The 18,331-nt window shown below is 62.7% G+C and carries 11 protein-coding genes and 2 pseudogenes; 6 read left to right on the top strand and 7 right to left on the bottom strand.

Annotated elements, in window-relative coordinates; genetic code table 11:
* Positions 1-374: pseudogene (locus ACT3TP_RS04820) on the bottom strand (integrase core domain-containing protein); the annotation flags it as partial.
* On the opposite strand from ACT3TP_RS04820, the pseudogene ACT3TP_RS04825 reads away from it, so the two are divergent.
* Positions 355-678, top strand: a pseudogene (locus ACT3TP_RS04825) (integrase core domain-containing protein); the annotation flags it as partial. The pseudogenes ACT3TP_RS04820 and ACT3TP_RS04825 sit on opposite strands and share 20 nt — an antisense overlap.
* 687 nt (positions 679-1,365) lie before the next feature.
* Here the strand turns inward: ACT3TP_RS04825 and ACT3TP_RS04830 are convergent.
* The 5 genes from ACT3TP_RS04830 to moaA all read right to left on the bottom strand — a co-directional run bounded on the left by ACT3TP_RS04830 (position 1,366) and on the right by moaA (position 9,707).
* Positions 1,366-2,382 (bottom strand): DUF2599 domain-containing protein, encoded by a 1,017-nt coding sequence (locus tag ACT3TP_RS04830; protein WP_444619609.1) that lies wholly within the window; start codon positions 2,380-2,382, stop codon positions 1,366-1,368.
* Positions 2,383-3,060: 678 nt separating this feature from the next.
* On the bottom strand, positions 3,061-4,569 hold the full coding sequence (locus ACT3TP_RS04835; protein WP_444619611.1) for an FAD-dependent oxidoreductase: 1,509 nt from the start codon (positions 4,567-4,569) through the stop codon (positions 3,061-3,063).
* Positions 4,566-6,716: a molybdopterin oxidoreductase family protein gene (locus ACT3TP_RS04840; RefSeq protein WP_444619613.1), complete on the bottom strand. Its 2,151-nt coding sequence runs from the start codon at positions 6,714-6,716 to the stop codon at positions 4,566-4,568. Before ACT3TP_RS04840 ends, ACT3TP_RS04835 begins: the two co-directional genes overlap by 4 nt.
* Positions 6,717-8,084, bottom strand: coding sequence for an MFS transporter (locus ACT3TP_RS04845; protein ID WP_444619762.1), 1,368 nt, complete (start codon positions 8,082-8,084; stop codon positions 6,717-6,719).
* A gap of 579 nt (positions 8,085-8,663) precedes the next feature.
* Positions 8,664-9,707 (bottom strand): GTP 3',8-cyclase MoaA, encoded by a 1,044-nt coding sequence (gene moaA / locus ACT3TP_RS04850; protein WP_444619615.1) that lies wholly within the window; start codon positions 9,705-9,707, stop codon positions 8,664-8,666.
* Positions 9,708-10,329: 622 nt separating this feature from the next.
* On the opposite strand from moaA, the gene ACT3TP_RS04855 reads away from it, so the two are divergent.
* The 5 genes from ACT3TP_RS04855 to xdhC all read left to right on the top strand — a co-directional run bounded on the left by ACT3TP_RS04855 (position 10,330) and on the right by xdhC (position 17,298).
* Positions 10,330-10,815: a nucleoside deaminase gene (locus ACT3TP_RS04855; protein WP_105552769.1), complete on the top strand. Its 486-nt coding sequence runs from the start codon at positions 10,330-10,332 to the stop codon at positions 10,813-10,815.
* Positions 10,816-10,826: 11 nt separating this feature from the next.
* The gene (locus ACT3TP_RS04860; protein ID WP_444619618.1) at positions 10,827-12,341 is read left to right on the top strand and encodes an NCS2 family permease; all 1,515 of its coding nucleotides are present in this window, start codon (positions 10,827-10,829) and stop codon (positions 12,339-12,341) included.
* Positions 12,342-12,629: 288 nt separating this feature from the next.
* Positions 12,630-14,135 carry a xanthine dehydrogenase small subunit gene (locus ACT3TP_RS04865; RefSeq protein WP_096286906.1) on the top strand — a complete coding sequence of 502 codons (1,506 nt, stop codon included), beginning with the start codon at positions 12,630-12,632 and terminating at the stop codon, positions 14,133-14,135.
* On the top strand, positions 14,132-16,486 hold the full coding sequence (xdhB, locus tag ACT3TP_RS04870) for a xanthine dehydrogenase molybdopterin binding subunit (RefSeq protein WP_444619620.1): 2,355 nt from the start codon (positions 14,132-14,134) through the stop codon (positions 16,484-16,486). The genes ACT3TP_RS04865 and xdhB overlap by 4 nt, the downstream gene beginning before the upstream one ends.
* A 2-nt stretch (positions 16,487-16,488) precedes the next feature.
* The gene (gene xdhC / locus ACT3TP_RS04875) at positions 16,489-17,298 is read left to right on the top strand and encodes a xanthine dehydrogenase accessory protein XdhC (RefSeq protein ID WP_444619622.1); all 810 of its coding nucleotides are present in this window, start codon (positions 16,489-16,491) and stop codon (positions 17,296-17,298) included.
* Positions 17,299-17,328: 30 nt separating this feature from the next.
* Here the strand turns inward: xdhC and mmuM are convergent, their stop codons facing one another.
* Entirely contained in the window at positions 17,329-18,294 is a 966-nt protein-coding gene (gene mmuM, locus ACT3TP_RS04880; protein ID WP_444619624.1) for a homocysteine S-methyltransferase, read from the bottom strand.
* Positions 18,295-18,331: the final 37 nt, after the last annotated feature.

Below are 18,331 nucleotides of genomic sequence, written 5' to 3' on the forward strand. Positions count from 1 at the left end.
TAGGCCAACATCTTTTCTCCTTCTTCCTGCTTGATCGGTTCGTTAATCCAAGCCGCTTCAGGCAGCAACATTTTCTTCGGGAGCCGGTTCTTTCCAAACCGTTCAGGATGCTCCGCCCATGCCTTTTCCAACGCCGCTAGGCGTTGGTCATCCACGTGCCCAGTCATCCCGAAATGCACGTCGGCAGGAGTATGAAAACCCAATCCTGATTGGCGATGCTCAGTGTTATACGCATGAACAAACCGGCCCATAAAATCCCTGGCGTGCTCCAAGGAACCGAACCGCTCAGGAAATACCGGCATATACTTCAAAGTCTTAAACCACGACTCTGAGTTATCCCGAATTCGGGATAACTCAGAGTCGCTTTTCAAGACCATGAAGTATGGGCCTACGTTCCCCGAACGGTTCGCATCGCTAGGGGGTGCAAGGGAGTTCAGGAACGAATTCGTTCAGTGGTACAACTGTGCTCATCAGCATTCGGGTATTGGTCTGCATACGCCTGCAAACGTTCACTACGGGCTGGCTGACGCGGTGGCTGCGAAGCGTTCGCAGGCCCTGGCTGCGGCTCGTGCAAGGCATCCTGAACGGTTTAGTACCTCTAATGATCCGAGACTCCTCGCGCTGCCGGAAGCTGCATGGATCAACAACCCGCAGGACCGGCTAGCTCAGGCTGCTTGAGAGCTAATTAAACTCGTGTTGGTACCGTTTGACTTGAAAAATTCCGAGGCCGGTTTCTCGTGAAGGTTTGTGTGCGAACTTTCCATCTGAGATGTGATGGTTGTTGGCATCGATAACCGGCGTGATGGGCTCCTTGGTGACATTACGTGTTCGTTCTTGTGGTCTTCGGGTGCGGTCAGTGCGCTCGGCGGCGAAACATGAGCAACCCCAAATAATCACTACGACGACCGAGCCGCCGAACGTTTGCAGCCAAGTCCTCAGCGACCAGAAGCGATTAATATCCACATCAAGAATCAGCGATCCAAGCTAACCACCAGCGATGGCGTCGACAACACCCAGTACAAGGGTGTCAAGTAGCTCTCCGATCAGAAAGGCCAGTACCGATTCGGTACTGGCCTTCTTTCATCACTGCGGGTTAGAACTCGCGGCTCTGTTCTTTCGCTTAACCATCCACGCCATGGCTATGATGGCCGCACCAGCGAGAGCGAGCACTGGCGATCCCCAAAGCGCGAAGCTCTCAAAAGCAGTGTTTTCTCCACTGCCGCCAGCCTCTAGCCGTTGGATCTCGGCTGGGGTGAGAACTGCCATATTATACCAAGTGAATAGAACGACCCCGATGATCAAAAGCAAGGAACCAATAATTAGGCCCCACACATTTCGCTGACTTTTACGCATGTTACTTACTTTCTATAAAGGGTTGCACAGAGCCCGAAGCATCCGTGCGTAGCTCACTTTCGGACGCCAAGTATCCAGATTCCAACTCTTTTTGAGCGGGTCCCTAAGACGAACCGCGTCAATGTGGCAGTACAGCTGATCTCGCATCGACGCAGTTTCTTCACGAGTACCAGGGGTTTTCGAGTTCATCTCATAATAGAACGCCTTACGAATTGATCCGTACAAGGCAGGTCCGAACAAAAGCCAAACGTTGGCTCTGCCCCACTGCGTCGGGTAAACCTCCAAAATGTAGCCCTTGTACTTCTTGTTATAGGCCGTCCAGGAAGTCTTTGCGATCAAAGCCTTGCCGACCCATGGATCAGCTACAACCGGGTAGACTACTGATTCATTCCGGTCGACGATTTGTGTGAACGAATGCCCATCAATTATGTAACGTGTGGAGATTTCGCGACCAGAAGCATCCCGGGCCCAGGGAGCAGCTACACCGCCGATGAATACGCCCTCATCGATCACGGCGATCGCACCGTCTTCTTGCAGCTCGAGCTTCGCCTGTATAGGTAGATCCAGCTTATAAGTGAACTCGTGTGGGCTTTCCTTAGCGCTCAGCACTGTGTTGATTCGCACTGAACTCGCTTCAATTGGCTCCACTACGACATCAACCCCGTCTCCGCCGAATACAGCCGTTCCTGAGTTGAGCGTCTTTCCGCGCTTCGACACACCGGCTTGCTGAGGTAGAGAGATGCCGATCGAAGATTCTGCACCTTCGGCACTGTCCGTCTGTATCTCGATGAGCTCATCTCGCATGAGAGGAATCGACAAAGAGTCACCTGAGGTGTCAGAACTCAGGGTGATTTCATCACGTAGTACTTGTGCATCTGTTTCCGGCGCAGGCAGCTCGTCAGGGGTGGCTGCTTTAACCGCTTTTGCAACTTGCTCGGAAGGGTTTTCTGCAGAGTACGCGACAGAGGGGAAAAGAAGTGCAGAAACTACTGCACCCGCAATTCCTGCAGTAACCAGTCGTTTTCCCATAATTTTCCTTATCTAGGGTGAGAAGCTGAAATTAACGGCGACCAATTTATCAAACAAAAATTTTGATAATCAAAGAATCGTCCTAGCGCAACAGATTTGAGAACATAATTACGTCATAGGTAGTTGGAATTTACATCTTATGTAGTATTGGAGAGCCGGCAGCGTTCCGAGGAATAAAAACGATCACTGACCTCACTATTGGCATGAGTCGCTTGTTCTTTAGGCATGCAGCAAAACTTATTAGGCACACGCCTGACTGTTCTGTCCTAAATTGGGCATGGCCGCGTCGGAAGAAGTTAATGACCTTGGCTAGCCGGGCGCAGAGGCCGCTGGTTGGTTCGCACAGGCATACTTCACTGAGATCGCAGATGTAGAGAATGCCGAGTACATAGGTGCAGAAATGTCCACCGAATCTAAGCGGCAAGTCATTTGCTACCTTGCACAGTCCATTGACAGTACGGACATTTCCACTTGGGCAATGAGTCCGGAAAAGCCGTTGGGCAGGGGCAATTGAATAACTGGCAGAAGATTGCTCGGAAACTTCGAGAAGTTTCCACGCTGTAGTTATGCGAGATCAAATCCGATTGACGGATTTCGCGAGGCCCACCCAAGCTCGTCGGCGAAGGCAAGGGAGCTTTCAACCGCTTAGCCGGTCTCCGGTTTCGGATCAGGCGGTCTTCACGCCGGAACTGGCGTCTTGAGCATCGCTTCGATCACCGCGCGGCAGCCGCCGCAACCGGTGCCTGCCCGGCAGGACTCGCCCACTTCGGCCACCGTGGTGCACCCTGCCTCCACCGCATGGGCCACCTGGCCGTGGGTGGCTCCGGAGCAACGGCAGAGCTGGTCATCCGGTCCCGGTGCCCCCGCAGGTTCCAGTATTCCGGGATCATCAAGCCGCAGCAACGTCGAACGGTCCGCGGGCAGCATGCTGCCTCGTTCGTAGCTGAGCACCAGTTCCGCGCTGGTTCGCGGCAGGCCCATGGCGAGAAAGCCGGTGAGCACTCCCGCCTGCGATACCATTTTCAGATATTTGCCCTCTGCCGGATCGGCGAAGACGGTGACCTGGCTGCCGGACTCGTCCCAAAGCCCGGCGGCGATGTCTCCGCCCGCGGTCAGCTCAAGGCCTTGGCCCTTGAGCATCAGGACATCCGAGGATTCCAGGGACGGAGGTGCGAGGCTGATCGGATCGTGCAGGCTTGGGTCGGCCGGTCCCGGAGCCGGGGTGCTGAGCATATATTGGGCCAACCAGCCTGCTTGGGCCCAGCCAGGGGCGAGCAGGCCCACCGGCGCTTGGCCGGCGACCTCGGCGCAGTCGCCGATGGCGAAGATGCGATGTTCGATGTCCGCGGCGAGATATTCGTTGGTCTTGATTCCGCGGTTGACCGCTAGCCCGCAGCTGGAGGCCAGCTCGGTGCGCGCACGCACTCCGGTGGACAGCACCAGGGCCGCTCCTTCGATGATGCCGTGGGTTTGCGTGACCAGTCCGGTGAATCCGGTTTCATCCTTCTGGATTCCGGTGGCGCGAGCCTCGGAAATCACCTCGACACCGGCGGCGCGCAGGCTGCGGATCAGCAATGTGCCGCCGTCGGCATCCACCACCCGTCCCAAGGGGGCCGGCCCGTGGTGGATCAGCACCGGCCGATGCCCGGCTTCGGCCATGGCCAGCGCCGCTTCGATGCCCAGGACTCCGCCGCCGAGCACCAGCACCCGGCCGTTGCCCTGCAAAACCTTGTTGAGGTTCATCGCGTCTTCCAGGGTGCGCAGTGCGAGCACACCGTGGGGGAGCTGGGCCTCGGAATGCGGGTCGAAGTTCAACCCGTTCAGCGCGGGGATCGTTGGCCGGGCGCCGGTGGCGAAGACCAGCCGGTCGTAGCTCAGCGGATCGGCGTCTTCGAGCAGAACCTGGCGGCGGGAGCGGTCGACGCGCTTCACGGTGCGGCCCAATTGCAGGACAACCCCGGCGTTGCGCAAGCGGGTTTCATCGACCATGCCCAGGTGCTCGGCGCGGGTGGCGCCGACGGCCAGCTCCGCGAGCAGCACGCGGTTGTAGGCCAGGTGCTTTTCGGATGACACCACGATCAGCTCTATGGTTCCGGCGGTCACTGCGGGCAGCAGTCCCTCAACGAGGGAGGCTGCCACCGGGCCAAACCCGATAATGACAATGCGTTCCTTGTTCTGCAAAATCAAGACTCTTCTCCTAAGGGGCATAGCGAGACGGGGACATGCTTGAACTCGGGCATGGCGCTGAGCGGATCGACGACCGCGGGAGTCAGGACGTTCGCGTTATTCTTGCCGGGAAAATGGAAGGGAAGGAATACGGTGTCCAGGCGAATCGTGGTGGTCAGCGTGGCGCGTGCGACCATGTTGCCTTGCCCGCTTCCCACCCGCACCCGCTGGCCGTCGGTGATGCCGTGGTTCAGCGCGGTGGCCGGATGGATTTCCAGTCTGGCCTCGGGCGCCGCCGCCTGCAGTTCGGCCACACGGCGGGTTTGCGCACCGGACTGGTAGTGTTCCAGCAACCGGCCGGTCACTAGTGATATTGCGCCGGGCTGGGAGTCCTGCGGCGCAGTGGCCGCTGGATAGACCGCGACGAGCTTCGCCTTGCCATCGGGATGGGCAAAACGTTCCACGAAGAGCCTCGGCGTACCCGAACGGACCCCCGGCTCTCGGGAAATTGTTGCTTCGGCGGGGCAGGGCCAATAGATGGCAGCTCCCGCATCGAGGTCGTCCCAGTCCACGCCGGAGTAGTCCGCTGCGCCGCCGGCAGAGGCGCGGCGAAGCTCCTCGAAGACCTCGCGGGCGTCGGCCGAGAACTGCCCGGGGGAGTCCAGTCGCTTAGCGAGTTCGGCCAGAATCCACAGTTCGCTGCGTGCCTGGCCCGGTGCGTCCAGAGCGGCACGGCGGCGCAGCACCCGCCCTTCCAAGTTGGTCATGGTTCCTTCCTCCTCGGCCCACTGCAGCACCGGGAGCACCAGATGCGCCTCGAATGCCGTTTCGGAAAGGAAGAAATCGCTAACCACCAGGAAGTCCAGCCGGCGCAACCCCTCGATAACCCGCGAGGCATCCGGGGAAGAGACAGCCGGGTTGGAGCCATGGACCAGAAGCATGCGCGAGCCCTGCTCGGAACCCAAGGTGTGCAGCAGCTCGGTGGCGGGAATTCCGGGACCGGGAATGATCTCCGGGTCAACTCCCCAGACCTTGGCCACATGCCTGCGGTGTTCCGGGTCGGTGATCTTGCGGTAGCCGGGCAGTTGATCGCACTTTTGCCCGTGCTCGCGCCCGCCCTGTCCGTTGCCCTGTCCGGTGATGGTGCCGAAGCCTCCGGCGCTGCTGCCGGGCAGGCCCAGCAGCAACGCCAGATTGATGGCTGCGGTGGTGGTGTCGGTGCCGTTGGCGTGTTGTTCCACCCCGCGGCCGGTGAGGATGTAGACCGGGCGGCCCTCGTTTTTTGCGCTGCGTGCGGCGTCGGCCAGCGCGCGAGCGGTGCGGCGGATCTCGGTGGCCGGAACGCCGGTAGCCTTCTCGACGCGTTCGGGCCACCACGCGGCCAGGGAGCTGCGCAGCTGCGCCAACCCGTTGGTCCGGTCTTCGAGGTACCGTTCATCCGCCAGCGATTCGGCGAGCAGCACATGGGACAGGCCCAGCAACAGCTGCAGATCGGTGGCGGGGGTGGGCTGCAGATGCCATCCGGCCCCGTTGGCCGAGAGTTCGGCGGTGGCCGAGCGGCGCGGATCCACCACGATCAGCCCCCCGCTGCTCCGGGCGCCCTCCAGATGGCGGACGAACGGCGGCATGGTGTCGGCCACGTTGGATCCGAGCAGCAGGATCATTCCCGCGCCGTCGAGGTCGGCCAGGGGGAACGGCAATCCCCGGTCCAGGCCGAAGCTGCGGTTGCCGGCCATGGCCGCCGAGGACATGCAGAACCTGCCGTTGTAGTCGATGCGCGAGGTACCCAGCGCCAGCCGGGCGAACTTGCCCAGCTGGTAGCCCTTCTCATTGGTCAACCCGCCGGCACCGAATACCGCCACCGCATCCGCGCCATGCTCGGCGCGGATGCTGCTGGCGCGTTCGGCAATCAAATCCAGTGCCGCTTCCCACCGGATGGGCGCAAAGGAGCCATCTGACTGGCGCAGCAGCGGCTCGGTCACCCGGTCGGGGTGGCCGAGCAACCGTGCGGCGCTGTAGCCCTTGCGGCACAGCGCCCCGCCGTTGGTTTCGAAGTTCCGTCCCTTGAGCGCCACCGGTTCGGCTGCCTGGGCGGTGGCGGCAGGTTCCAGGGTGATGCCGCATTGCAAGGCGCAGTAGGGGCAGTGCGTATCGGTGAGGGAGGTCATTTAGATTCCTTGCTGTGCAAAGATGCTGCCGCGGCGTACGTAGCAGAACCAGGTCACTGCCATCAGCAGCAGGTACAGCCCGACGAAGACGCAGAATGCCGGGAGGTAGGATCCGACTCGGGAGACCGAAAGCCCCAGGGCCTGCGGGACCAGGAACCCGCCGTAGGCGCCAATGGCCGAGATCAGGCCCAGGGCCGCCGCTGATTTGCGGGCCGCTCCGACGCTGTCCTTGCCGATATCCGCCCGCAGGGCGAAGACGGCCGGGATCATTCGGTAGGTCGAGCCATTGCCCACGCCGCTGGCGGTGAACAGTATCAGGAAGAGTCCCAGGAACACCCAGAAGTTCGAAGTCGACAAGGTGAGCACCAGCCCCACGGTGATCAGCGCCATCAGCGACAATGAAGCCAGCGTGATGCGCGCGCCGCCGAAGCGGTCGGCGAGCTTGCCGCCGTAGGGGCGGGCCAGGGAACCGACCAGCGGGCCTAGGAAAGCCAGGGTAATCGTGGCTGTGCCCAGCGCGAAGCCGGAATATTCGGTGAACGTATCGGCGATCAGCTTCGGGAATACCGCGGAGAAGCCAATGAACGAACCAAAGGTGCCGATATACAGGGACGAGATGATCCACAGATGCGGTTCGCGCAGGCAGGCCAGGGCTCCGCGCAGATCCGAGCGCGCATTGGACAGGTTATGCATATTGCGCAGGGCGCCGAAGGCGGCGAGCAGGATGAACGGGATCCAGACGATGCCGGCCATCGGCAGCTGCAGGGAGCCTGCAGCGAATACGGTGATGGCGACCGGCACCAGCAGTTGGGCCACCGCCGCCCCGAGGTTGCCGCCGGCGGCGTTCAGGCCCAAGGCCCAGCCCTTTTGCGCCGCAGGGTAGAAGTAGGTGATGTTGGCCATCGAGGAAGCGAAGTTGCCGCCGCCGAACCCCGCAAGGCCTGCCAGCGAAAGCATGACCCAGAACGGGGTGTCGGTATTTGCGACGGCAAGGGCCAGGCCGCCGGCCGGGATCAGCAGCAGCAAGGCCGAGACGACGGTCCAGTTGCGTCCGCCGAAACGGGCCACCATGAACGTATAGGGAATGCGCAGGGTGGCACCGACGAGGCTTGGCATGGAGATCAGCCAGAAGAGCTGGGAGGTGCTGTATTCGAAACCGGCCGCCGGCAGGTACACCGCGACGATGGCGAATAACTGCCACACCACGAAGCCGAGGAATTCGGCGAAGATCGACCAGCGCAGGTTGATTGCCGCGGTTTTCTGGCCCACGCTATTCCAGAATGCGGGGTCTTCGGCGTCCCAGTTGTTGATCCAGCGTCCCTTGGACAACTGAAGCGACGCGTCGGCTGTAGCGACACCGCGACCCATCTGGGGCTCTGACTCTAAATTGATACTCACGCGAATCGTTCCCTCTCGCTGCTAGCTGGTGCTTTCAGCTTTCCAGAGGGGCATTTCACTCAGGTACGGTCGGTGTTGCACCGAAGGGAACTTAAATTCACGGCGCTTGCCGCCGCCGCGGTAGATCCTCGTAATCTGTTCGAAATCAGCGGTGTTTTCCCTAGTGGCAGCCTCTATTCGTGGCACCCGATGCGGCTTGCAGCGCAATGGCTGTCAGGGAAGGGAGATGGCGCTCGCCGATCCATCCATGGTTTCCGGGCCTCTGCCCGTTTATGCCGGGAGCGCTAGGAGCAGCCAGGCGCCGCGGCTTGAATCGGCCGGCTATGCCCCTGATCGGGGGCCTATCTTCTTCGCTCGGGATTTCAGCGATATTTCTTCAAGAAATCTCGACCACCGAATCTGGGCGCTGAATAGAAACCCGAGCCCACGGAAACAAGCCGGGCAAAGTGCGGAAGGTTCGGCATTAATTGGCTGCCTGGGCCCAGAGCACGTTGCATCGACCGATATAAGCCGCAGGCGGGGGTGAGGGCCCAGCTAACAAGTAGCGAGCTACCCGCCGATATACGACATCTCGATGCGTTTGCGGTCCCCAGGCTCCAAGGCCGCGCGCAGCTCAGAATAGTTGTCTTCGCGTTTGCTCCACAGCCCGCCGAGCGCCAAGGAGATGTCCCGGTCGGTGGCATCCGAGCGCAGCAAGGCGCGCAGGTCCGTGCCTTCGGAGGCGAAGAGGCAGGTGTACAGCCGGCCTTCGGCCGAGACCCTGGCCCGCGTGCAATCGCCGCAAAAGGCGCCGGTGACCGAGGATATCACGCCGATTTCACCCGACCCGTCGGCGTACTTCCAGCGTTTGGCGGTCTCTCCCATTTGCGTGGGCGCGGCGGGTTCGAGCCGGTGTCGGGCGGAGATCCGCTCGATCACCTCGGCGGAGGGCACAACCTCTTCCAGCTGCCACTGGTTGGAGGCTCCGACGTCCATGTATTCAATGAATCGCAGCACATGCCCGGTGCCGCGGAAGTGCTCGGCGAGGTCGAGGATTTCGTCGTCGTTGACTCCGCGCTTGAGCACGGTATTGATCTTCACCGGGCCGAGGCCGGCTAGTGCCGCGGCGTCGATGGCGGCAAGAACCTTGTCGACCGGGAACTTGACGTCGTTGATGGCTTGGAAGCGCTCGTTGTCCAGCGAGTCGAGGGATACCGTCACACGGTTCAGCCCGGCCTCTTTGAGCGCGGTCGCCTTGATGGCCAAGGCCGACCCATTGGTGGTCATCGCGAGATCTACCGGTTTTCCTTCTGGCGTGCGCAGCGCCGCCAGCCGGGAAATCAGGTCCTCGATTCCTCGCCGCAGCAGCGGCTCGCCGCCGGTGAGGCGAAGTTTGCTGACGCCGAGGGACACCGCGATACCCGCAAGCCGTTCAATTTCTTCGAAGCTCAGCAGTTCCGAGCGTTCGCGGAACTGGAAATCCTTGCCGAAGACTTCCTTGGGCATGCAGTAAACGCAACGGAAATTGCACCGGTCGGTCACCGAGATCCGCAGGTCTCGCAATGCTCGGCCGCGCGCGTCTGCCACTTTGATGGGGTCTACGTTCAGAGCCACGGTGCACCTCCTGAAAAGTTACTGATTGGGTGGCTTCAAGCTATTGACATGGGAAGACTGCATCCGCGCAATGTGCGAAGCTACCGAGGTGGTAGGTCAACATTGAATTCTTGAGGCCTGGCCGCCGATGGTCCGCGGCGAAAATTCGATGTCGCCAAAGGGGCGCCGGCAAGAGACAAGTGATTCGAAGTCGAGAATACCTTGGATCGTGTTGACCCGCATCACTTCGACCCACTTTGACCTCGGAAGTCGGCCGGCAGCGCAGCTGCCGCATTTGCTTCGTCGATTGACCCGCCTTCCCTGGCGGGCCGAGGCGCAAGGTTTTTGTCGATTTCTTTGCTTCCTCCCGCTTCCGCCGCTGCTGGCCATCGGCACTTGTCGGTGCCGGAACGGGGTGGAATCCGGGCAGGCAAAATGTTCATGATGCGAAAAAGCTATTTCAAAAAAGTGTTGCGCAGGTCACATTCCGTTGATAATCTCGTAGCTGTCTATGGCGGGCACCCATCTCTGGGTCGCTATCTACCGGGCGTGCAACTGATCTATTTCAGCAGATGAGTACGGTCGGCGCCCGAGATAAACGGGACCGTTCGGCTGGCTTGTCCGAAGCATGAGGAGCCACGCGATGAGCGTTACTACCACTGGCCAAGACTATCTTTCGATGGCCATCGATATTGCCACCACCAATGTCCGCAACAACGGAGGTCCTTTCGGAGCCGTTGTTGTCTCTGCCTCGGGGCAGATCTTCGAGGGAGTCAACCGCGTCACCGCGAACAACGACCCCTCCGCCCATGCCGAGGTGGTGGCCATCCGCAACGCGGCCGCCGCGCTGGGCACCTTCGACCTGAGCGGATGCGTGCTCTACAGCAGCTGCGAGCCGTGCCCGATGTGCCTGGCCACCTCGCTGTGGGCGCGCATCGACAAGGTCTACTTCGCCGCCAACCGGCACGACGCCACCGACGCTGGCTTTGATGATGCGGTGTTCTACGAATACTTTGAACCCAATTCCAGCCGCGCGCTGATGCCGGTGGATTGTTTCCAGAGCGCCAGCAAGGAGCATTTGAAGCCCTTCCAGGAATGGGACTCGCTAGAGACCCGGACGGACTATTAGGGGACCGGGCCATGACTATGACAAGTCGCCCGCAAGCCGAACCGAAAAAAACGGGCAATGCAGCCAAGCCGGTTAGTCTGCAAGCGCGCCCCGGCGGTCCACGCAATCTGCTTGATGCGTACTTCCGGATCAGCGAACGTGGTTCCACGCTCGCGCGGGAATTTCGTGGTGGAATCGTCACGTTCTTCACGATGGCCTACATCGTCATCCTCAATCCCTTGATCCTCGGCGGATTCAGCGCCGACGCCGCACCGGTGGATGTCGCCGGAACCTGGCTGCCGGCAGCGCAGGTCGGGGCCATGACCGGGCTGACCGCCGGGGTCATGACCATCATGTTCGGGGTGATCGCCAACCTGCCCTTTGGGCTGGCCGCCGGCTTGGGCATTAACTCCTTCCTTGCGGTCTCGGTCATCCAGGAGGTCACCTGGGCCGAAGCCATGGGGCTGGTGGTGATCAACGGCGTGCTGATCGTGATCTTCGGAATGACGGGCATTCGAACCGCCATCTTCCGCGCGATCCCGAAGGACCTGAAGGCCGCGATTACGGTGGGCATTGGGCTGTTCATTACCTTCATCGGGTTCGTGGACTCCGGCTTTGTCACCCGCACACCCGCAGGTCCTCCGGTCCAGCTGGGAGATGGCGGATCGATCGTGTCGATCCCGACGATGGTCTTTGTGATTGGGCTGCTGATCATGGGCGCGCTGGTAGCCCGTGGAGTGCAAGGCGCGATCCTGATCGGCATCGTGGTCTCCACCGTGCTGGCCGTCGCCGCGGAGCTGGTTTTCAAGATCGGTGCGGGCAGCGCGGATAACCCGCACGGCTGGCATCTGAATATTCCGGTGCTCCAGGGGCAGGTGGTCGCGCTGCCGGACATGTCGCTGGCCGGCGACTTCGATCTCTTCGGTTCCTTCTCCCGCATCGGTGCGCTCGCGGCGACGATGCTGGTCTTCACCCTGGTGTTCACGAATTTCTTTGACGCCATGGGAACCATGACCGGGCTGGCCAAAAATGCCGGCCTTGCGAAAAAGGACGGCACCTTCCCGAGGCTCAAGGCCGCATTTGTGGTGGAAGGCCTGGGTGCGGTCGCCGGCGGCATGGGGTCCTCATCCTCGAATACCGTGTATGTGGATTCGGCCGCCGGCATCGGGGAAGGGGCGCGCACCGGCTTGGCCTCCGTGGTCACCGGGGCGTTGTTCCTGGGGTCGATGTTCTTCACGCCGCTGACCTCGGTGGTGCCCATCGAGGTGGCCGCCGCGGCGCTGGTGCTGGTCGGCACCATGATGTGCGCGCAGATCCGCGAGATCAATTTCAAGCGATTCTCCTCGGCCCTGCCCGCCTTCCTGACGCTGATCACCATGCCGCTGACCTACTCCATCGCCAATGGCATCGGGGCCGGGTTCATCGCATGGGTCGTGGTGAATACCGCGGCCGGCCGCTACAAGAAGATTCACCCGTTGATGTGGGTGGTTGCCGCCGGGTTCTTGGTCTACTTCGCCCGCGGGCCGATCACCGCCCTGCTTGGCTGAGCAGGTGATGAATAAAAGTTGACATTAGTTGCTGTGATGCACTTCACTTAGAATGAATGAACTTGATTTTCCATGATCCGAAATTTGGAGGCTAATCATGGCTGGTTGTGTTGCCTGGTCCAAGGGCCAGATCGCGCACGGAGACTAATCGTCGCCGCGCGCGGAGGGCTGCCCTCCGCGCGTAGCTCATCGAGCGTTTCCCCGGGGCTGGGCCCCGGCGGAAACTAGTCAACCATCCAAATCATTCATAGTGCGCCTGAACTCTCAGGTGCAGGAGGTGTCAGCGGCATGACCGCCGAGACAACGGAAAAATCGAGCTGCCAAATAACCGTCAACGGAACCATCCGTGAATTCGATGGCCCGCCGCATACCAACGCGCTGGATTTCCTGCGTGGCGAAGGGCTCATCGGGTGCAAGGAGGGATGCGCGGAGGGCGAATGCGGCGCCTGCTCGATCCTCGTGGCCCGCAGCGACAGGCAGGGGACCCGCTGGACGGCGTTGAATGCCTGCCTGCTGCCGGCCGCATCGCTCGACGGGCAGGAAGTCATCACTTCCGAAGGCCTGGGCAGCGTGGAAAACCTGCATCCGGTGCAAGAGGAGATGGCCAATCGCGGCGGATCCCAGTGCGGTTATTGCACCCCCGGATTCGTCTGCTCCATGGCCGCCGAATACTACCGCCCGGAGCGAATCGCCAATACCGCAGTCATCGCGGAGCACGGCGAGGAGCACCGGTGCGGACCCAATGGATTCGATCTGCATTCGCTCTCTGGCAACTTGTGCCGCTGCACCGGGTATCGACCCATTCGTGACGCGGCCTATGCCTTGGGTGCACCGGATGCACAAGATGAGCTTGCCACCCGGCGTGGGCAAGCCGCACCGGCGGCGGTGTCCACCGATATCACGCGGGTGGACACCCCCACCGGAAGCACCGGTCGCTTCCGGCGCCCGGCCAGCCTGGACGCGGCCTTTGGCATCCTGGCCGAGGAACCCGAAACCCTGCTCGTGGCCGGGGGCACCGACTGGGGTGTCGAGGTCAATATCAAAGGTGCGCGGGCCCGCTCGGTGCTGGCCATCGACCGGCTTGCCGAGTTGCGCCAAATTCACTTCGGCGAAGACTATATCGAACTCGGCGCCGCCTGCACGCTGAGCGAACTCGAACGTCTTCTGGCCGGCAAGATCCCGTTGCTCGGCCAGCTCTTCCCGCAGTTCGCCTCCCGGCTCATCCGAAATGGCGCCACCCTCGGCGGCAATTTGGGCACCGGTTCGCCGATCGGGGATACCCCGCCGGCGCTGCTGGCGCTGGAAGCGGACCTCGTGCTGGGCAGCGCCTCGGGTAGCCGCATCGTGCCCTTGGCGCAGTACTTCACCGGGTACCGGCAGACGGTGCGGGCCGCCGGGGAACTGATCACCGCGATCCGCATCCCGCTGCCGCTGGCGGTCCTGACCAGCTTCCAGAAGATCTCCAAACGACGCTTTGACGATATCTCTTCGGTGGCCATCGGCTATGCGGTGAGCGTGGAAAACAACTACATCACCAAGGCCCGCATCGGCTTGGGCGGAGTGGCGGCCACTCCGCTGCGAGCTACCGCCACCGAAGCCGCCTTGGAAGGCAAAGAGTGGTGCTTGGCGACTATCCATGCGGCTGCCGAGCAGATGGCGCAGGAGGGCACCCCCATGGATGACCACCGGGCCAGCTCAAGCTATCGAAAGGCGATGCTGAAGTCCTCGCTGGAGCGTTTTTTCGCCGAACAGCTCGCCCGCACCAACGCAGCAAAGGGGGAGCAGATCTCATGAGCCAGCTTTCACAACGCCCGGAATCGCCCGTAGTCGGCCAGCGCCAGCGCCACGAATCCGCGGCCGAACACGTCACCGGCAGCGCGCGCTACACCGATGATCTGGCGCAGCGGCTCACCGGGGTACTCCACGCCTACCCGGTGCAGTCCACCGAAGCCCACGCGAAGATCCTGGGCCTCGATACCAGCGGCGCCAGCGCAATTCCCGGGGTGGTGCGGGTGATTACCGCCGCCGATATCCCGGGGGTCAACGACCAGGGCGCCAAACGCGACGAACCCATGCTTCCGGTCGACGAGGTGATGTTCTACGGCCAACCGGTGGCCTGGGTGCTCGGCGAAGATCTGGAAGCCGCCAAGGCCGGGGCGGGGGCGGTCAAGGTGGACTACGAGCCGCTTGCCTCGCTGATCACCATCAAGGAGGCCATTGCCGCCCAGAGCTTCCACGGGATCAAGCCCACCATCGACAAGGGGGATATTTCCGGGGCCTTCGCCGACGCGGCACATGTCTTTGAAGGGGACTTCGAATTCTCCGGCCAGGAGCATTTTTATCTTGAGACGCAGAACTCGCTCGCCCTGGTTGACGAGTCCGGCCAGATATTGATTCATTGCTCCACCCAGCACCCCACCGAAACCCAAGATATCGTCTCCCATGTGCTCGGCATCCCGGCCCATGAGGTGACGGTGCAGGTATTGCGGATGGGCGGCGGGTTCGGCGGCAAGGAAATGCAGCCGCACGGCTACGCGGCGCTCGCCGCGCTGGGCGCGGTGCTCACCGGGCGTCCGGTGCGGGTTCGCTTGAACCGCACCCTGGATATGACCATGACCGGCAAGCGCCACGGGTTCTACGCGACCTGGAAGATCGGCTTCGACGCGCAGGGAAAGATCCTGGCCTTGGATGCCGGCCTCACCGCGGACGGCGGATGGAGCCTGGATCTGTCCGAACCGGTACTCACCCGCGCGATGTGCCATATCGACAACGGCTACTGGGTCCCGAATATCCGGGTGCGCGGACGGATTGCCAAATGCCATAAGACCTCACAGACCGCATTCCGCGGCTTTGGCGGGCCGCAGGGCATGCTGGTGATGGAGGACATCCTGGGCCGGGTCGCCCCCAAGCTGGGGATCGCTGCCCGCGAGCTGCGCCGGCGCAACTTCTACGCGCAGGGTCAGGACACCCCGTACTACCAGCCGGTGCGCCATCCCGAACGGCTCGACGCGGCCTGGCAGCAGGTCCTGGAATCCGCCCAGATCACCCAGCGCGAGGCGCAAATCAGCGAATTCAACGCGCGCAATGAGAACACCAAACGCGCCCTGGCACTCACCCCGGTGAAGTTCGGGATCTCCTTTAACCTCACCGCCTTCAACCAGGGCGGCGCCCTGGTGCTGGTCTACAAGGACGGCTCGGTGCTGGTGAACCACGGCGGCACCGAGATGGGCCAAGGGCTGCATACCAAGATGCTGCAGGTCGCGGCCACCACCTTGGGAGTGCCGCTGTCCGCGGTGCGCATCGCGCCAACCCGCACAGACAAGGTGCCCAATACCTCGGCCACCGCCGCCAGCTCCGGCAGCGATATCAATGGCGGGGCCGTGAAGGACGCTTGCGAGCAGATCCAGGCCAGGCTGGCGCAGGTCGCCGCCGGCAAGCTTGGCGTTCCGGCGCATGAGGTGCGTTTCGGCAACGGAAAGATCACCGCACTGGGCAAGAGCCAGGAGCTGAGCTGGGAAGAAACCGTGCGGGACGCCTACTTCCAGCGCATCCAACTCTCGGCCGCCGGGTTCTACCGTACCGAGGGGCTGCACTGGGACCTGAGCCAGATGTCCGGCACCCCGTTCAAGTACTTCGCCTACGGGGTGGCCGCCAGCGAGGTGGAGGTCAGCCGCTTTGACGGGTCCTACACCCTGGCCCGAGTGGACATCGTCCACGACGTGGGAGACTCGCTCTCGCCGCTGGTGGATCTGGGGCAGATTGAAGGCGGTTTCGTGCAGGGCGCCGGGTGGCTGACCCTCGAAGACCTGCGCTGGGATACCTCGGATGGTCCGGGGCGTGGACGAGTGGCCACCCAGGCCGCGAGCACCTACAAGATCCCCAGCTTTTCCGAGATGCCCGAGGAATTCAACGTTTCGTTGCTGGACAAGGCCCACGAGGAAGGCGCGGTGTACGGTTCCAAGGCGGTCGGCGAACCGCCGCTGATGCTGGCCTTCTCGGTGCGCGAGGCGCTGCGGCAGGCGGTGGCCGAATTCGGCCCGGCCGGCTGCTCGGTGCAGCTGGCCTCGCCGGCCACACCGGAGGCGGTGTTCTGGGCCATTGAATCCGTGCGCGAGCCGAGCCTGATCGAGGAAAAGGTGCGCTAGCCATGCTGTCCTGGATCGAAGCGGTGACGGCACTGCGCAATGAGCGGCGCGCGGCGGTGCTGGTCACCGTCACCGCCGTGCGCGGCCATGCCCCGCGTGAAGCCGGCGCGAAGATGGTGATCGCAAAGGAAGAAATCTTCGGCACCATCGGCGGCGGCAATCTGGAGATGGCGGCCATGGAACGGGCCCGCGAGATGCTCACGCAGGGCGAAAGCCAGCCGCAGGACATGAGCCTGCGGCTGAACGACAAGGCCCCGGCAAAATACGGGCGCCAATGCTGCGGGGGAGAGGTGAGCCTGCTGCTGGAGCCTTTGCCGGTGCCGGCCACCGTGGCGATCTTCGGGATCGGCAACGTGGGAATGGAACTTGCCCGCATCCTCTCCCGGCATGAGCTGGAATTGCATCTGACCGACTCGCGTCCCGAGTTCCTCCAGTCGCTGGCGGCTATGGAACCCGGCGTGGCCCGTGTGCATGCGCAGGTGGCGGTGCTGGGCGAGCAGGTGTTGAGCTGCCTTCCGGAAGGCGCCCACGTGCTGATCATGACCCACGACCATGCCGAGGATTTCCACTTGTGCGATGCGGCCTTGCGGCATCCGGGGCTCGGATCGATCGGGCTGATCGGCTCGAAGGCCAAATGGGCCCGCTTCCGGAAGAACCTGGCCGCCAGCGGTCACGGCGAGGCGAAAATCCAGCAGATCCAATGCCCCATCGGCTTGGCCGAGGTCTCGGGCAAGCAGCCGGCGGTTATCGCCGTCAGCGTGGCCGCCGAGCTGCTGGCAAGAATCAATTCCAGCCCCAAGGTGCATGCCTGAGATCATGTGATCCGCCGCCGGCCACCGGCATCAGCCCTGGACGCGCCGAAGTTCGCTGCCGACCCGGGTGATCTGCTCGGGGCCGACCTGGCAGCACCCGCCGATAATGCGTGCGCCGGCGGTGATCAGTTCCGGCACCGCTCCGGGCAGATCGGTGCCCGAGATCCCCGGAAGCCAGCTCCGGGCCTCGCGGTCCCAGATCTCGCCGCTGTTCGGGTAGGCCAGCAGCGGAAGGTCCGTCAGCTCGCGCAGCACCCTCAGGGCCGAGACGGCCACGGGCACCGGGCAGCAATTCACGCCGAGCGCGGCAAAGGCGCCGGAATCGTTGGCGATCCGGGCCGCCTCGCGCAGGTCGCTGCCGTCTCCCAGCACCAGCTGTCCGTCCGCGGTGGTGCGCACCGCGAGGCTGAGCAGCACCGGCAGGTCCAATCCGGCCGCCTCCCCGGCCAGCGCCTGGACTTCGGCCAGGCTCGGCACGGTTTCACAGATCAGCACGTCTGCGCCGGCATCGGCCAGGACCCGCAGACGCCCGCGGTGCCAGTCGGCCAGCTCGGCGACGGTGCGCCCATAGGCTCCGTCGTATTCGGTGCCGGACCCCGGACCGGCGCCGTAGGGTCCCACCGAGGCGGCCACCCAGCGCGCCGGTGTACCGTTCGCCGCCTCGCGGGCCAGCCGCACGCTGGTGCGCAGCAGCTCGGCGGCCTGCTCGGCGGCCTGCTCGGTGCTCGCACCTTTGCTGGTGTTCGCCAGGCCATCGATGCTGACCTGGTAGGAGCAGGTGGTGGCCAGTTGCGCGCCGGCGGCGAAGAAGTCGGCATGCGCGGCGCGGACCTCCTCGGGACGGTCTTTGAGGATCTGCGCGGACCACAGTTCGCCGCTCACGTCATTACCGCGCTGCGCCAGATGGGTGCCGAGCCCGCCGTCCAGCAGCAGCGGCGCGCTGTCGGCGGCGCTCAGCGCCTCGCGGAAATTGAGGGTTTCACTGGGATTTTTCACTTTCCGAGGGTAACCCGGTGACGGCCTGATGACCGAT

This window comes from Glutamicibacter sp. AOP38-B1-38 (genome assembly GCF_052377485.1).
Taxonomy (GTDB): Bacteria; Actinomycetota; Actinomycetes; order Actinomycetales; family Micrococcaceae; genus Glutamicibacter.

What these genes read in the sequence shown, in the direction of transcription:
- ACT3TP_RS04845 (WP_444619762.1), bottom strand. Translation starts at nt 8,084, where the DNA reads ATGGGTCGCGGTGTCGCTACAGCCGACGCGTCGCTTCAGTTGTCCAAG.
- ACT3TP_RS04855 (WP_105552769.1), top strand. Translation starts at nt 10,330, where the DNA reads ATGAGCGTTACTACCACTGGCCAAGACTATCTTTCGATGGCCATCGAT.
- ACT3TP_RS04860 (WP_444619618.1), top strand. Translation starts at nt 10,827, where the DNA reads ATGACTATGACAAGTCGCCCGCAAGCCGAACCGAAAAAAACGGGCAAT.
- ACT3TP_RS04865 (WP_096286906.1), top strand. Translation starts at nt 12,630, where the DNA reads ATGACCGCCGAGACAACGGAAAAATCGAGCTGCCAAATAACCGTCAAC.
- ACT3TP_RS04840 (WP_444619613.1), bottom strand. Translation starts at nt 6,716, where the DNA reads ATGACCTCCCTCACCGATACGCACTGCCCCTACTGCGCCTTGCAATGC.
- ACT3TP_RS04830 (WP_444619609.1), bottom strand. Translation starts at nt 2,382, where the DNA reads ATGGGAAAACGACTGGTTACTGCAGGAATTGCGGGTGCAGTAGTTTCT.
- xdhB (WP_444619620.1), top strand. Translation starts at nt 14,132, where the DNA reads ATGAGCCAGCTTTCACAACGCCCGGAATCGCCCGTAGTCGGCCAGCGC.
- xdhC (WP_444619622.1), top strand. Translation starts at nt 16,489, where the DNA reads ATGCTGTCCTGGATCGAAGCGGTGACGGCACTGCGCAATGAGCGGCGC.